The following is a 13,767-nucleotide window of genomic DNA, read 5'->3' as shown; positions in this document are numbered from 1 at the left end:
CCCGCCCCGCGTCCCCCGGTACGGACGAACCGGCCGCGGCCCGAGAGCGCGCCTCCTCCCCGTCCGTGGTGGGGTCAGGCCCAGCCCGTCTCCGAGTACGCGCGACCGCGGCCGATGCCCTCGATCGCCGTACGGGCGTACGGGACGACGGGCTCGGGGAGTCGCTCGGGGTCGAACCAGTCCCACTCCAGGCACTTGTCGGGCTCCCGGAGTTCGGGGCTGCCCGTCCAGGCACGCGCGCGGAAGACCAGCTGGAGGCGGGGCCGGCCGCCGGCCGCGTGCAGGACGTGGACGGTGTGCACCAGATCGAGGTCCTCGGGTGCGATCGTCAGGCCGGCCTCCTCCCGAGCCTCCCGGATCAGGCAGGCCAGGACGGACTCCTGCTCGCAGTGGCCCGCGAGGAAGTGCCAGGTCCGGGGGGCGAACAGCGCGTCGGGGTGGCGCAGGCCGAGGAGGATGCGGCCGTCCTCCCGTTGCAGGTAGAGGTGGACACCCAGCACGTTCAGCCGCACCGGGGAGCCGCCGGCCGTCTCGGGCGGGGTGACGGGCCGGGGCGCCGGAACGGCGGCGGGGGTGGGAGCAGGACCGGCGGCGGGGGCGTTCGCCTGGTGCAGCGCGATGACCTCCGAGGTCCACGGACACATCGTCAGCCAGGCGGTGGTGGCCGCGTCGAACCAGCGGAACATGATGCCCTCGGGGCACGGAAGCGCGTCGGCGTCGCCGTCCCAGGAGCCGAGGAAGACCCGGATCCGGCTCCGACCGCCGCCCGGCCCGTGGGCGTCGACGACGGTGAGCGGCTCCAGGGGCACGAACAGCCCTGTCTCTTCGCGCAGTTCGCGTTCGACGGCCTGCTGTGAGGACTCCTCGCCCTCGCGGTCGCCGCCCGGGATAGACCAGGTTCCCGGGTCGTAGATGTGCGGCTTGTTGGCGTCGCGCAGGTGCAGGAGGTACTGACCGCGTGCGTTGACCAACAGGGCGGCCGTGCCGCGCGGTTCGTCGGACATCGTGTCCGTGGGCGTCGTGTCCGTGGGCGTCGTGCTCATCGGCGGGCTCCTCGGTGCGGGGCGTGCGCTGGAGGAGTGAGTAGAGCGCGGCCGGGTGGTCGGCCTAATGCGATCTGGCCGATCTGGCGGCGCCGCGGCCCCGTGCGTGCCCGCTGATCGTTTCCGGCCGCCGCCGGGTTCCCGGTCACCGCGCCCGGATGAGGTTGGCCGGAACCGGCCGGTGTACGGCGCGCACCGGCGGAATTCGCTTGCCGCCGCTGCGGCGACCTGCCGAGCCGGCCATGACGCCACATGGACGCGCCCCGGGACGGATCTCCCGGCCATTGGAGTGACGTGCCGTTTCCCGTGACGATTCCGTGACGTTGGACCGCCCGACGCGCACACCTTTCCTGGCGCGTCTCCAAAGATCCTTGGGAGTCACCATGCGCATGCGCTCTGCCCTCACCGCCTCCGTCCTCGCCGCGGGCATCCTGCTGGGCGGCGCCGGTGCCGCCCTCGCCGACGGCGTCGACGGCGAGTACTTCTCCGGCGGGCACGCGGCCTTCGCGTCCGACTGCTCCTCCGCCGCCGCCATCCCGGCCCACTTCGGTCCGGTCTACACCTCGACGTGTGCGCGTGCGGGCGAGAAGGAGTTCGCGAAGTTCGCCCACCTCGGCGCCCACTGACACCAGGGCCCGCGCGAACGGGGGTGGTCGAGGGGATCGATCCCTCGACCACCCCCGTGGCGCGTCACCCCACCCCGGCCCCCGAGCGCCCTTCGAGCGGGTCCGGAGACAGCTCCGCCCCGGAGCGCGGCTCCGGGGCGGAGGAGTACTCGGGATCAGGCGGCGGTGATGTTCTCCGCCTGCGGGCCCTTCTGGCCCTGCGTGATCTCGAAGGTCACGGCCTGACCCTCCTGGAGCTCACGGTAGCCCGTGGAGTTGATGTTGGAGTAGTGCGCGAAGACGTCCGGACCGCCGCCGTCCTGCGCGATGAAGCCGAAGCCCTTTTCGGAGTTGAACCACTTCACGGTTCCGCTGGCCATGGTCATGCCTCTCAGTCGATGTCGGATCCGCACGACGCGGACCCGGAGGTGATCGCCCTGGTCCGGCACTGCACAGCAAAACGCCCACGCCAGGGCGCGGGCAGAACTGCGAACCACGACAGCTTGAGCTGAAGTTACACGCCGGAACCGTCCGTCACCAGAGAACTTCGAGCACCAGTCCTCTTCGGCTCCTCCTCGGCCTCGTTCCGAGTCTTGCGGCCCGCCCCCGGCTCCGAGAAATGGGGTGGCCACGGGCTGCTCGGCTTGGTTGGATCACCGCATGAACGACGACCTTCCCGCCGGCTGTGAGATCTCCACCGACCCGGCCCGCCTCGACGCCGCCCTGATCCACCGATGGCTCTCCGAGGATTCCTACTGGGCGCTCGGACGGAGCCGCCGGAAGCAGGACGTGGCGATCGCCAACTCGCTGAATTTCGGTGTGTACGACGAGGCCACGGGCGCGCAGCTCGGCTACGCCCGCATCGTCTCCGACCTCTCCACCTTCGCCTGGCTGTGCGATGTGTTCATCGCCCGGGACGCACGCGGCAAGGGGCTGGGCACGGCCCTGGCGCGCGCGGTGCGCGACCACATGGAGCCGTACGGAGTGCGGCGGATCATGCTGGCCACGGCCGACGCCCACGAGGTCTACGCGCAGGCCGGGTTCGCTCCGCTCGCCCACCCCGAGAAGTGGATGGCCCTGGGCGAGCAGTGACGCCCCCGGGAGCCCACGGGCGCCGTCGACCGCGCGCGGGGCGTGTGGGAACGCGCCCCGGCGGGCATCGCCCCTGTACGTCCGGGCGAGCGGTTCCGGACGGCGCCGGTGGGTTCCCCACACCGTGAACGAGGAGGTGGCGGCATGGACCACGTGGAACTCTCCGACCAGCTGCCGCGGTGCTCGCGCTGCCGCGGGGATCTGGTGAGCAGCATCGTGATGCCGCAGGACGATGCCGAGGGGTGGCCGATCCACCTGGAGCTGTGCTGGGCCTGTGACGTGGACAAACCCGCGGCCGGCGCGCTGCTCGGGTTCTTCGCCGAGGGCGGCGGGCGCGACATCGCGCGCGTGGAGGAGGCCGCCCGGCTGCTGATCGCGTGGACCGACGAGGGCATGGCCGGGCACGGCTTCCTCCGCCAGGATCCACCGCCCGAAGAATGACCCCGGCCGCTCCCCCGGGGCTGCCGAACCCGCCCGGAGGACTGTTTCAGCCGGCGTTTCGCCAGGCGTCGGTGACACGGCCCGCTTCGAAGTGCCACCAGCCCTCGTCCCGGCCGTGGTGGAGCAGGGCCTTGATCCGGGCCAGGTCGGCGTCGGCCGGCACGGTCATGGCCACCAGCGGCAATTCCGCGCTGAACACCTCGCCGCCCATCCCGAAGGGGGCGAACCGCTCGTGCACGGCCCGCGGGTCCCGCCCGAGGGGGCCGGTGGGTACGGCCAGGACCCTGATGGTGCAGTTGCCGGAGGGTGCCACCCGTTCCGTGGCCCAGTGCAGGCCCTCGGCGTCCGTGGCGAAGCGGACGGTCTCCCCTTCGGCCACGCCGTCCTGTAGGAAGGGGACGTTGGCCACGCACGCCGTGTCCTCGCTGAGCCGTGTCGCCCACAGGCCCTCGGTGTCGTACGGGAGCCGGCCCTCGCGGGGGACGAAGCGGAACCACACCTTGATGTAGTCGGGTCCGGGTGTGGGGCGCTCCGGCGCCGCGGGGGAAGGCATGCCTCCATCCTCACGCACGCCCCACGGCCCTCACGTGGCGCCGGGGTCCTGGCCCGCCTCCGCCCTCGCCAGGGCGAGGACCCCGGCGCAGATCAGGGCGAGGCCCAGGAACTGGGGCACCAGCCACCACTGGGCCCGCAGGTGTTCCTCGTACAGCAACACGCCGAGCGCGACGCTCACCCCCGCGTCGCCGAGGGTCAGGGCGGGTTGTGAGGCGACCAGCGGGCCGCCCTGCATGGCGTGTTCGAGGAGCAGCAGGGCGCAGATGCCGCTCGCGGCGAAGGCGTAGGTCTCCCAGGTGGTCAGGAAGGCTCCGAGTCCGCCGTCGTCCAGGACGTGCACGGCCGACTTCATCAGGGCGGCCGTGAGCGCGTAGCAGACGGCGGTGGCCGCCCCGAGGCATCCGGCCCGCGTCCGGCCGGGCGGCCGGCGCAATCCGGCCACGGCCGCCACCGCCACCGCCCCGGCGCACGCCACGAGTGCCAGCACCCAGCGGTCGAACGGTACGTGCGTACGGTTGCCGGCCGGCGAGGCCGCCACCAGCACGATCCCGAGGCCGAGCACCACCCCGGCCACGGCGAGCCACAGCGCTCCGGGAAAGCGGCGCCGCGTCACCAGCGAGGCGATGAGGAGCGCGAGCGGCAGCTCCAGCACGAACAGGGGCTGTACGAGGGCCAGCGCGCCGGTGGCCAGCGCCACGGCCTGCCCGACGCCCGCCGCGATCACCGCCAGGATCCCACCGATCCACAGCGGCCTCCGCAGCAGATCGAGGACAAGGCCGACGCGGAAGCCGTCGCTCTGCGGGACGGTCAGCGCGGCGCGCCGTTGGAGCACCGTCGCGAGGGCGTTGCTGAACGCCGCGAACAGTGCGAAGAGGACCGGCAGCACGAAGCCCATGCCCCGATCCTCGCCGCCTCCGCCCCTGCTCGCCGCCAGGACACCACCCGGCGTCGGCCCGGCGCCGTTCATTCCCCCGTCCGGCCCGCGCCGGCGCTCCCCGTGGGCGAAAATCCGAGTGCTCCGCCCGGGCCCGTTCTGGGACGATGCCCGGATGGCCCATCCTCTCGAAGCCCTCGTCCTGCGGCACACCCACCGCCTCCCCGACCCTTCCGGACCCGCCGGCCAAGGTGACGTCGTGGCGCGGCAGTTCGACGCCGCGCTGTTGTCGGTGGGCTTCAAGCTCTCGGCGGCCCTGTTGGGCCGCTTGTCGGAGCTGACCGGGGAGACGGTCGCCGAGACCGCCCGGCGCACGCTGGAGACGGTGCGCGAGATGGTCGGCGACCACGTCCGGCACAACGTCTACTTCCTCGACTTTCCGGCCAACGTGCCGGACACCTTCGAGTTCTGGACGCGGTGCGTCACCGAGGCGCTGGCCGACGACGCCTCGCGCGAGCGCACGCTCGCACAGCTCCGTACCGGCGTGGTCGACCTGCTGACCCTGCCCACCTACGGCACCTACCGGCACGCCTACGCCGACCTGCTGGCCGCGCACGACGAGCTGATCGCCGCGGCGGGCGACCGCATGACGGTCCTGCACGCGGGCGCCTCCCCGGAGGTGGAGGTCGGCGCCCTGTACCTGGCCCTGGCGGGCAGCAGCACTCCGCTCGGCGAGGAGGCGCTGCGCGACCTGCGCGTGCTCGCCGAGCACTGCGTGGACGGCCCCCAGCCGGACTCCGTCCCGGTGCGGGAGAACCGCGCCGTCGTCAACCTCGCCCGCCTGCACGCCGGCCGTGACCTCCTGCTGGACACCGTGACGGACGTGCTCCGCCTGGCCTGCGCCCTGTCGGACGGCGACGTGTCGCTCACGGACCCCACCCGCTTCCGGTCGCTCTCCCGCCCGATCCGGCGGGCCCTGCTCGCCGGCCTGGACGCGGTGGTCGGCGCGTCTCCCGCCAAGCTCGCCGACGTCCACGCGCACCGGGAGGCGTTCAAGCGGCTCGGTGAACGGATCCACCCGCACGAGTACCCGCGGTGGCCGCACGCCCTCGACGTGTTCGCCGTCGCCCGGGGCGAGAAGGAGGCCCGGACCTTCGACAGCCGGGTCGAGGAACTGCTCGGTGTCAACGACGTCACGGGGGCCGTCGAGCTGCTGACGGCGGCCCCCGGCCGGCTCTTCCGCTCCCTGGACCGACTGCTGCGCACGTGTCTCACCCAGGACGAGCGCGACGCCGTCGTGGCCGCCGCCGAGCAGGTCGCCCCGCGGGTCGCCGGCCGGGTCCTGCTGTCCGTGCGCGAGCACCTGCACAACCGGGCCCGCGAGAGCGGCGAACGTCGTGTCTTCGTCAACCGCCGGGGCGGCGCCTGGGTCACCGCCGACGAACGCACCCTGGTGTACCCGGCCGAGCGCGAGCGCCTCGTCGACCTCCTCGACGCCGAGACGCGTCGTCGCCTCCCGGCGCCGGGCCACCTGCTCGTCGACCCGGACGTCCTGGACGTCGCGCTGCCGCTGAGCGGCAAGGCCACGGCCGCCGGCCTCGGCGTGCTGCCGCGCGGCTCGCTCTCTCCCGTCGAGGGCGAACTGCTGCGCTTCTTCGTCCATTGGAAGCAGACGAGCCGCGACACCGACTACGACCTGTCCGCCGTCATGCTCGACGCCGCCTACGAGACCGTCTGTTGGCTCTCGTACACCAACCTCACCGACGTCGAGGGCGAGCACTCCGGCGACATCACGGAAGCCCCCCAAGGCGCCTCGGAATTCATCAACCTGCGTCTGGGAGCCGTGCGCGGGGACTTCGTCGTCCCGCAGGTCAACATCTTCTCGGGCGAGGACTTCGAGACGGTGGAGGAGTCGTTCTTCGGTTTCATGCTGCGCGACGCCGAGCAGGCCGGGCGGCCCTTCGAGGCGCGCACCGTACGCATGAAGTCGGGGTTGCGCGGTCCGGGCCGGGTCGCGCTGCCCCTGGCGTTCCTGCGCGGGAGCGACGGACGCTGGCGCGCCAAGTGGACGCACCTCTACCTCCGGGGAACACCGAACGGCAACCGGGTCGAGGAGAACCGGGTGTCGGTGGCCACGCTGCTGCGCGGCATCGTCGAGCGCGACTACCTCACGGTCCGTCACCTCACGGATCTGATGTCGGACCGCGCCACCTCCACGACGCTGTGGGACGGCGCGTCGGTCCCGGACGGCCCGGTCACCTACATCGGCCTGGAGCGACCGGAAGGACTGCATCCGGATTCGGTGGTCGTCACGCCGGAAAATCTGCGCGCGCTGATCCCGGCCTGACTGTTAGCTTTGACCCAGGCAAGGCCATGGACGGGCTTCCTTCTCACTCCTTCTGAAATAGTCCGTCCGCTTTCCTTGCCCCGACGTCACGCCGGGGTGCCCCAGGGCATCCCGGCGTCGTCATGTCCGGACCCGGGCGGCCCTTCCCGAGGTCCCCTTGCCAACGCTCTTCCCGGGGCCCTTCCGGAGGCTGTTCCTGAGGTCCCCCTTACCGCTTCCTTAAGCGGAACCTAAGACTCATCCCCCGACCCCCGAAACGAACGAATGTCCGTTTCGGGGCGGCTAGCGTGCTGCCTCTCCCCCACTCCGCACTCCAGAGGCAGGCACATCATGGGCAGCACCACCGGTCACCGGCGCAGGACGAGTACGAAGGCGAAGGCCGCGGGCGCGATCGCGGTGGCGGCGGTGATCGCCGGCGCCGCCCTGATATTCACCGGCACCGCGCAGGCCGGCACGGTCGGCGCGGTCTACACGAAGTCCAGCTCTTGGAGCGGCGGTTACACCGCCCAGTACGCGATCACCAACAACACCGCCCAGGCGCAGTCGGGTTGGACCCTGGAGTTCGATCTGCCCGTGGGCACGCGGATCGACTCCCTGTGGAACGGCGCCCATACGGTCAGCGGGCGCCACGTCACCGTGAAGCCGGCGGCATGGAACGGGACGCTGACCCCCGGCGCCTCGGTGACCGTCGGCTTCGCCGCGAGCACGACCGGTGCGGCGACCGGTGCGGTCGGGGCACCGACGGCCTGCCGGATCAACGGCGCCAAGTGCTCGGTGGAGCAGGGCGCCACGCCCGCTCCCGGCGGCCGCCCCACCACCGCCCCGACGGCGACTGCCGGTACGGTCGCCCCCTCGCCGTCGGCGCCCACGACGACCCCGACCCGTACCGCGTCACCGTCCGCCTCGGCCCCCACCACTGCCTCGCCGCCGCCCGCGACGGGGACTCCGGCGGGCGGGGCGCGGTTCGCCCCGTACGTGGACACCTCGCTGTACCCCACCTACGACCTGGTCGACACCGCGACCCGGACCGGGGTGAAGGAGTTCCACCTCGCCTTCGTCACCGGCGGCGGCGGCTGCACCCCGATGTGGGGCGGGGTCACCGACCTCGCGAGCGACAAGGTCGCCGCGCAGATCGGGGCGCTGCGGGCCAAGGGCGGCGACGTACGGGTCTCCTTCGGCGGAGCGTCGGGCAGCGAGCTGGCCCTGAACTGCGCGAGCGCGGACCAACTGGCCGCCGCATACGGCAAGGTCGTCGACCAGTACCGGCTCACCAAAGTCGACTTCGACATCGAGGGCGCGGCACTGCCCGACACGGCGGCCAACGCCCGGCGCGGGCAGGCGATCGCGGCGCTGCAGAAGTCGCACCCGGGTCTGGACGTCGCCTTCACCCTCCCGGTGATGCCCGAGGGGCTCACCCAACCGGGCGTCGCGCTGCTCGCGGACGCGAAGCGGGCGGGGGTACGGATCGACGGGGTCAACATCATGGCGATGGACTACGGGCCCGCGTACAGCGGGAACATGGGCCAGTACGCGATCCAGGCCGCGACGGCCACGCAGGCACAGGTCAAGGGGGTGCTCGGGCTCTCCGACGCGGCCGCCTGGCGCGCGGTGGCCGTCACTCCGATGATCGGGGTGAACGACGTGGCGAGCGAGACCTTCACCGTCGCCGACGCGGGCCGACTCGTGGAGTTCGCACGCTCGAAGGGGATCGGCCGGCTGGCGATGTGGTCCGCGACCCGTGACAAGCAGTGCGCGGCGGGCGCGGTCGACCACGCCGACCCGACGTGCAGTTCCGTCCTCCAGGAACCCCTGGCCTTCACCAAGACCCTCGGCGCACTGCGCTAGAGACGGCCTAGTCGACGGCGGGGGTCGCGCACCGCCGGAGGGCTTCGAGGAGGTCGCGTACGGCGGGGCGGCCCAGCGAGACCTTGCGCACCGCGGCGTAGACGGCCCGGGTCGGGCGCGGGTCGCGGACCGGACGGACGACGACGCCCGGATGCGGGTGCCCCGGGCCCATCCCCACACCCAGGCCCAGGCGTGGCATCAGGCCGATGCCGAGGCCGGCCGCGACGAACCCCCGCGCCGTCGCGTAGTCCTCGCTCCGCACCACGAAATCGGGGCTGAACCCCGCCGCCGCACAGGCTTCGAGCACCGGCTCCAGGCAGGGGCCGGCAGGCTCGCTGCCGACCCACTGCTCCTGCGCGAGGTCCACCAGGGCGATCGTGTCCTGTGCGGCGAGTCGGTGCCCGACCGGGAGCACGGCGTCGTACGCGTCGTCGAGCAGGTGGACCATCAGCACGTCGTCACGCGGCAGGGTCCGGGGCGCGATGACGAGGGCGAGGTCGGCGTGGCCCTGTTCCACCTCCGTCAGCGGGTCCACGGGATCGGTCATCCGCAGGTCGATCCGCACCTCCGGGTGCGCGCGGCGCAGGCCGGCCAGGGCGGGAGCCACCAACGCGGCGCCGGCCGTGGCGAAGTAGCGGACGGCGAGTCGCCCCGTACGCCCCGCCTTGAGGTCGGCCAGGGCCGTCTCCGCCTCGGCGATGTTCCGGCTGATGACGGCCGCGTGCTCGGTGAGGAGCCGGCCCGCCGCCGTCGGCTGGACGCCCCGTCCGACGCGTTCCAGGAGGGGGATGCCGGCCTGCCGCTCCAGGGCGGCCACCTGTTGGCTGACGGCGGACGGGGTGTACCCCAGGTGAGCCGCCGCGGCGGTCACCGATCCGCTGGTGACGACCGCCCTGAGGACCTGCATCCGCCGCACATCGAGCATGTAGTACACGTTAACGGTTCATGCAGAACCCTTTGCTTGTCCTGTCACATCACGTGCCGCACCGTGTGAGGAGGCCCCGAGAAGACACCGGGAGACCGGAACAGAAAGACAGCGGACCAGAGGAGAAGGCCAGTGATCAGTGCCGGACGCGTAGGAGTGCTCGCCCTGTTGTGGGGGTCGACGTTCCTGTGGATCGACCTCGCCCTGGACGGGCTGACACCGGTGCAGGTCACCTCGGTCCGTTGCGCGCTCGGCGCGCTCGTCCTCGGCCTGGCATGCCGGTTCACCCGCCACCGACTGCCGCGCGGCCGGGCACTCTGGGGGCACATCCTGGTGGCCGCCTTCTTCTGCAACGCGCTCCCCTTCGCCCTGTTCAGCGTCGGACAGCAGAGTGTCGATTCGGGTCTCGCGGGCGTGCTCAACGCGACGACACCGCTGTGGTCGCTGCTGATCGGGCTCCTCACCGGCGGCGAACGCCGACCGCCCGCGATCCGGGTCCTCGGTCTGCTGGTCGGTCTCGTCGGGACCGCGCTGATCTTCGCGCCGTGGCAGCGGTCGGGACACGTGGGCTGGGGGGCCGTCGCCATCCTGGGGGCCGCCGCGAGCTACGCCTTCGCCTTCACCTACATGGGTCGCCACCTGGTCGGGAAGGGCGTGCCCACGCTCCCCCTCGCCGCTGCCCAACTCCTCGCGGCGACGGGGCTCACGGCCCTGGCGCTGCCCTTCGGGGGCCTGGTCGAGGTGCGGCTCCAGCCCGTGGCCCTGCTCGCCGTAGCCGTCCTCGGCGTCTTCGCCACCGGCGTCACCTTCCACCTCACCTACCGGATCATCGCCGACGAGGGCGCCACCAACGCCGCCACGGTCGGTTACCTGCTGCCGGTGGTGTCGGTGGCGTTGGGTGCGCTCGTCCTGGGTGAGGAGCCGAGCCCGCGCGTCGTCGCCGGTATGGCGGTGGTGCTCGTGGGCGTCGCCCTGACCCGCCGGCGCAAGGCGGTCCGGACCCCGGATCCGACGGCTCAACGGGCGGCGCCCAGCGCCACGTCCGCCTCTGCCACGTCCGCCTCTGCCACGTCCGCCTCCGCCGGGGCCGCCGACCCGATCCGCGGGAAGTCGTACACGAAGTGAACCGCGGCGTCCTCGATGCCGCAGCACTCCGAGATCCCCGTCCCGAGGGTCTGCTCCAGCGTCCGGTCCCGGCCCGGCGCGGGCGGGCTCCTACCCGGTCCGGTCCAGGGCGTCGCGAGCGGCCCGTTCGTACCGCACGGCGCGGTGGAGGTGACCGCAGGTCACGACGGGCAGCAGGCCGCCGAGTCGGTCGGCGGCGCGGAGGTGTCGCAGGGCGAGGGCCAGGCGCGCCAACGCGACACCGTGCCCGGGCGTCCCTGCCGGGAGGGCGCGGGCGGCCTCGGAGAGGAGGTCGGCGAGTTCTCCGACCCCCGGGTCCTCGGGGACGTCCGCGCCCCACCGCGCCGCGGCGTCGGCCAGGGTCCGGGTCAATCTGGTGCGCGTGGGGCCGACGCGTGCGGAGAGGTTCTGAGCGCTCACGCGGCCATCGTCACCGAGCGGCCCCCGACAGGGGGGCGGGTGGCCGGGATTGGCCGGTGGATGGCTCACTTGCCGCCGGTCGCCTCTCCAGCGCGCCTCCGCGGCGGGCTTCCCCTTGGAGGGCCCGTCCGGGACCTGCACAATGATCATGTGACGAATGAGCGCGACCCTTCGAACACCGCCCCCGACACTGCCGTGGCCACCGGCCTCTCCGTCGGGGTGGGCCTGGGCGTGGTGCTCGGCCTGCTCGTCTTCGACAACATCGGGCTGGGCCTCGCACTCGGCGCGTCCCTCGGGGTCGCGGCCGGCAGCGTGGTGGCGGCGCGGCGCCCCCGGCGTGACGACGCCCCCGAGGGCCCGGGGGACGCTGCCCACTGACGGCGGCGACGGCGACGGCGACCGCCGCACGGGGTCCCGTCCTCGGTCCCGACGCTCACCACTCGGATCCGCCGCTCACTCCCCCGACTCGGCGACCTTCGAGCCGGTGACCCCCGGGTCGGTGACCAGGGTGCGTGCCGTCCGCGCGATCAGGGCGTCCGTCGCGGGCGAGGCGTTGCCCGCGATGCCCGAGCGCGTCAGGGCGCTGCCTTCGAGCAGCGCGATGAACACCTCGGCCCGCGCTCGGTGTTCGCTCTCGGGCAGGTCGGGCAGGTGGAGCCGGATCTGCCCGGTGACCAGGTCCGCGTAGTGACCGTAGAAGGTGCGGACGGCTTTGGCGACGGATTCGTCCCGGGCGGCCAGGGCCCACAGTTCGACGAAGACCCTGACCAGCCGCGGGTCGTTCTGCTCGGCGAGCAGCAGGGCGACGAGTTCCTCCAACGGGACCGGTTCCGTACTGTCCGGGCCGAGGCCCGGGGCCACCTCGGCGAGCCGGTCCAGCGAGCTCCGCAGGAGCCGGTCGAGGACCGCTTCGAGGAGGGCGTCCCGGGTGGGGAAGTAGTACTGGAGGTGGCCGAGCCGGACTTCGGCCGCCTCCGCCACGCCCCGTAGGGACAGCGCCCCGTACCCGGCCTCGACCAGGGTGCGTTCGGCGGCGTCCAGCAGGGCCGTCCGCCGGGCGGCGCCCTTCGCGGTGCTCACGCGGCCCCCGTCGCGGCGGCCGGCGCGGCCACCTCGACCCGTACGCCCGCTTCCTCCAGGGCCGGCAGGACGGTGCCCGGCAGCGGGTGGGACTCGGGGAAGACGAGCCCGGGGCGGGCCACCGCACCGTCGGCGCCGAGGACGCGGCGCAGCCCCAGGAGGGCTCCGACGGCCGTCAGGTGGGCCTGGCCGCGGGGATCGGTGACAGTGGCCCTCAGGACCCCGCGCGGCCCCTCGACCTCGATGTCCAGGGCCGCGGTGCCACCCTCTCCCGGGGCGTGGAGAAGGCGACGTCGGACCGGCCGCCAGCGCTCGCCCCGGGCGTGGCGGAAGAAGCCGATGTGGCCGAGGCCGACGAGGGTCGAGGTGGCCGCGGCGCTGCTGAACCCGATGCGGGTGGTCACGGTGCGCGCCCCGAGGGTCAGCGGCAGGGTGAACTGTTCGGGCGTGTCGATCCTGGCCACCCTGGTGCGGTGGCCGCCGACGTTCCGCGTGCGGGCGCCGCTGAGCGGGGTGACGGACGTGGTGCGGCCGTCCTCGCGCACCTCGAAGTCGATGCCCAGGCGGTCCATGAACTCCACCGAGTCGACGCCCGAGCGGTCGGCCAGGTCGTAGCGAATCGCGGTCTCCACCCGGTCGGCGCCGCCGAGCCGGTCCGCGAGGGCGGCGGCCACCAGGGGGACGACGCCGCCCATCCAGCCCGAGGAGAGCAGCACGGGCGCCGGCGCGCCCGCGTCGGGGGCGCCGAGCGAGACCAGGGCCGCCGCGCGGTGCAGGCGCGCCGTCCAGCGCGTCACGTCCACGTACGGGACCCCACCGGCGAGGGCGGCCCGCAGTACCCGGTCGTCCGGATCGTTGACCACGCTCACCACGGCGCGTGCCCCGGCGCGGAAGGGCGCCGGGTCGGCGAGGTCCCAGCGCCGCGCCTCTACGGCGTGGTCCCGGATCAGGTCCGCCGCCTTCCGCGGATCGCGCCCGGCGAGCAGCAACGGCCACCGCCCGGCGGCCGCGCGTACCAGCTCCGCTCCCACCGTCCCGTACCCACCGACGAGAAGCACCGGTCCATGGGGATCGTGCACCAGCTGATCTTTGTCCATGGGGAGACTATAGGTCACGTGACCTAAAAATAGAGCCGGTCGCCGCCCCGAGGGATGTCGAGGAGATTTTCCCGGGCTGCCGGACCCACCGGGATACGCGCCGAAATGAGCCCGGATGAGCCAGAGAGACGGGGAGACGGGGAGACGGGGAGACGGAACCGACCGGATTCGAACCGGCGTCCTCGCGGTTTTGGAGACCGCGCGCGACGACCTCTGCGCTACGGTTCCGCCCCGTCCGGCATCCTACGGCGCCCCCACCGCGGGCCGGATCGGCGGGTCCGCCCGCATCGGCGCCGCGTTTGCGGGTAGCGCCACGGG

Annotated in this window: 15 protein-coding genes and 1 tRNA gene; 7 read left to right on the top strand and 9 right to left on the bottom strand. The window is 73.1% G+C overall.

Annotation, left to right across the window (positions count from 1 at the left end; translation table 11 throughout):
• Window positions 1-74 precede the first annotated feature (74 nt).
• A complete protein-coding gene (locus tag ACIOD1_RS09320) occupies window positions 75-1,043 on the bottom strand; it encodes an NUDIX domain-containing protein (RefSeq protein WP_401901227.1) in 969 nt (322 codons plus the stop codon).
• Window positions 1,044-1,426: 383 nt separating this feature from the next.
• Here ACIOD1_RS09320 and ACIOD1_RS09315 point away from each other — a divergent pair, with 383 nt between their 5' ends.
• Window positions 1,427-1,669, top strand: coding sequence for a hypothetical protein (locus ACIOD1_RS09315; RefSeq protein ID WP_365628500.1), 243 nt, complete (start codon window positions 1,427-1,429; stop codon window positions 1,667-1,669).
• Between the two features lie 155 nt (window positions 1,670-1,824).
• Here ACIOD1_RS09315 and ACIOD1_RS09310 read toward each other — a convergent pair whose 3' ends face one another.
• The gene (locus ACIOD1_RS09310; RefSeq protein WP_281208001.1) at window positions 1,825-2,028 is read right to left on the bottom strand and encodes a cold-shock protein; all 204 of its coding nucleotides are present in this window, start codon (window positions 2,026-2,028) and stop codon (window positions 1,825-1,827) included.
• 280 nt (window positions 2,029-2,308) lie between these two features.
• On the opposite strand from ACIOD1_RS09310, the gene ACIOD1_RS09305 reads away from it, so the two are divergent.
• Window positions 2,309-2,740 carry a GNAT family N-acetyltransferase gene (locus tag ACIOD1_RS09305; RefSeq protein ID WP_365628498.1) on the top strand — a complete coding sequence of 144 codons (432 nt, stop codon included), beginning with the start codon at window positions 2,309-2,311 and terminating at the stop codon, window positions 2,738-2,740.
• A 144-nt stretch (window positions 2,741-2,884) separates the two neighbouring features.
• A complete protein-coding gene (locus tag ACIOD1_RS09300) occupies window positions 2,885-3,181 on the top strand; it encodes a DUF6300 family protein (RefSeq protein ID WP_365628495.1) in 297 nt (98 codons plus the stop codon).
• A gap of 46 nt (window positions 3,182-3,227) precedes the next feature.
• On the opposite strand, the gene ACIOD1_RS09295 is transcribed toward ACIOD1_RS09300, so the two are convergent.
• Window positions 3,228-3,734: a DUF4265 domain-containing protein gene (locus ACIOD1_RS09295; protein WP_401901224.1), complete on the bottom strand. Its 507-nt coding sequence runs from the start codon at window positions 3,732-3,734 to the stop codon at window positions 3,228-3,230.
• 30 nt (window positions 3,735-3,764) lie between these two features.
• Window positions 3,765-4,631, bottom strand: a complete 867-nt coding sequence (locus ACIOD1_RS09290) for a DMT family transporter (protein WP_401901222.1) — start codon at window positions 4,629-4,631, stop codon at window positions 3,765-3,767.
• Window positions 4,632-4,785: 154 nt separating this feature from the next.
• Here ACIOD1_RS09290 and ACIOD1_RS09285 point away from each other — a divergent pair, with 154 nt between their 5' ends.
• Window positions 4,786-6,957, top strand: a complete 2,172-nt coding sequence (locus ACIOD1_RS09285; RefSeq protein ID WP_401901221.1) for a hypothetical protein — start codon at window positions 4,786-4,788, stop codon at window positions 6,955-6,957.
• Window positions 6,958-7,287: 330 nt separating this feature from the next.
• Window positions 7,288-8,802 carry a cellulose binding domain-containing protein gene (locus ACIOD1_RS09280; protein WP_401901219.1) on the top strand — a complete coding sequence of 505 codons (1,515 nt, stop codon included), beginning with the start codon at window positions 7,288-7,290 and terminating at the stop codon, window positions 8,800-8,802.
• A 7-nt stretch (window positions 8,803-8,809) separates the two neighbouring features.
• Here ACIOD1_RS09280 and ACIOD1_RS09275 read toward each other — a convergent pair whose 3' ends face one another.
• A complete protein-coding gene (locus ACIOD1_RS09275) occupies window positions 8,810-9,727 on the bottom strand; it encodes a LysR family transcriptional regulator (RefSeq protein ID WP_365628480.1) in 918 nt (305 codons plus the stop codon).
• A 132-nt stretch (window positions 9,728-9,859) separates the two neighbouring features.
• Here ACIOD1_RS09275 and ACIOD1_RS09270 point away from each other — a divergent pair, with 132 nt between their 5' ends.
• On the top strand, window positions 9,860-10,852 hold the full coding sequence (locus ACIOD1_RS09270; protein ID WP_401901217.1) for a DMT family transporter: 993 nt from the start codon (window positions 9,860-9,862) through the stop codon (window positions 10,850-10,852).
• Between the two features lie 90 nt (window positions 10,853-10,942).
• On the opposite strand, the gene ACIOD1_RS09265 is transcribed toward ACIOD1_RS09270, so the two are convergent.
• Window positions 10,943-11,272, bottom strand: a complete 330-nt coding sequence (locus tag ACIOD1_RS09265; protein WP_365628474.1) for a hypothetical protein — start codon at window positions 11,270-11,272, stop codon at window positions 10,943-10,945.
• Window positions 11,273-11,422: 150 nt separating this feature from the next.
• Here ACIOD1_RS09265 and ACIOD1_RS09260 point away from each other — a divergent pair, with 150 nt between their 5' ends.
• The gene (locus ACIOD1_RS09260; RefSeq protein WP_401901215.1) at window positions 11,423-11,650 is read left to right on the top strand and encodes a hypothetical protein; all 228 of its coding nucleotides are present in this window, start codon (window positions 11,423-11,425) and stop codon (window positions 11,648-11,650) included.
• A gap of 75 nt (window positions 11,651-11,725) precedes the next feature.
• On the opposite strand, the gene ACIOD1_RS09255 is transcribed toward ACIOD1_RS09260, so the two are convergent.
• The 3 genes from ACIOD1_RS09255 to ACIOD1_RS09245 form a co-directional block, all read right to left on the bottom strand.
• Window positions 11,726-12,352, bottom strand: coding sequence for a TetR/AcrR family transcriptional regulator (locus ACIOD1_RS09255; protein WP_401901214.1), 627 nt, complete (start codon window positions 12,350-12,352; stop codon window positions 11,726-11,728).
• Entirely contained in the window at window positions 12,349-13,449 is a 1,101-nt protein-coding gene (locus ACIOD1_RS09250; protein WP_401901212.1) for a saccharopine dehydrogenase family protein, read from the bottom strand. The genes ACIOD1_RS09255 and ACIOD1_RS09250 overlap by 4 nt, the downstream gene beginning before the upstream one ends.
• A 153-nt stretch (window positions 13,450-13,602) precedes the next feature.
• Window positions 13,603-13,677: transfer RNA gene (locus ACIOD1_RS09245), tRNA-Trp, on the bottom strand.
• Window positions 13,678-13,767 lie beyond the last annotated feature (90 nt).

Source organism: Streptomyces sp. NPDC088097 (genome assembly GCF_044741845.1).
GTDB lineage: Bacteria > Actinomycetota > Actinomycetes > Streptomycetales > Streptomycetaceae > Streptomyces.
This window is presented reverse-complemented; position numbering and strand designations above follow the sequence as displayed.

Bases quoted from the DNA above. Each gene is read 5' to 3' on its own strand.
- ACIOD1_RS09275 (WP_365628480.1), bottom strand. From the start codon at position 9,727: ATGCTCGATGTGCGGCGGATGCAGGTCCTCAGGGCGGTCGTCACCAGC.
- ACIOD1_RS09280 (WP_401901219.1), top strand. From the start codon at position 7,288: ATGGGCAGCACCACCGGTCACCGGCGCAGGACGAGTACGAAGGCGAAG.
- ACIOD1_RS09290 (WP_401901222.1), bottom strand. From the start codon at position 4,631: ATGGGCTTCGTGCTGCCGGTCCTCTTCGCACTGTTCGCGGCGTTCAGC.
- ACIOD1_RS09285 (WP_401901221.1), top strand. From the start codon at position 4,786: ATGGCCCATCCTCTCGAAGCCCTCGTCCTGCGGCACACCCACCGCCTC.
- ACIOD1_RS09250 (WP_401901212.1), bottom strand. From the start codon at position 13,449: ATGGACAAAGATCAGCTGGTGCACGATCCCCATGGACCGGTGCTTCTC.
- ACIOD1_RS09295 (WP_401901224.1), bottom strand. From the start codon at position 3,734: ATGCCTTCCCCCGCGGCGCCGGAGCGCCCCACACCCGGACCCGACTAC.
- ACIOD1_RS09310 (WP_281208001.1), bottom strand. From the start codon at position 2,028: ATGGCCAGCGGAACCGTGAAGTGGTTCAACTCCGAAAAGGGCTTCGGC.
- ACIOD1_RS09305 (WP_365628498.1), top strand. From the start codon at position 2,309: ATGAACGACGACCTTCCCGCCGGCTGTGAGATCTCCACCGACCCGGCC.
- ACIOD1_RS09315 (WP_365628500.1), top strand. From the start codon at position 1,427: ATGCGCATGCGCTCTGCCCTCACCGCCTCCGTCCTCGCCGCGGGCATC.
- ACIOD1_RS09300 (WP_365628495.1), top strand. From the start codon at position 2,885: ATGGACCACGTGGAACTCTCCGACCAGCTGCCGCGGTGCTCGCGCTGC.
- ACIOD1_RS09320 (WP_401901227.1), bottom strand. From the start codon at position 1,043: ATGAGCACGACGCCCACGGACACGACGCCCACGGACACGATGTCCGAC.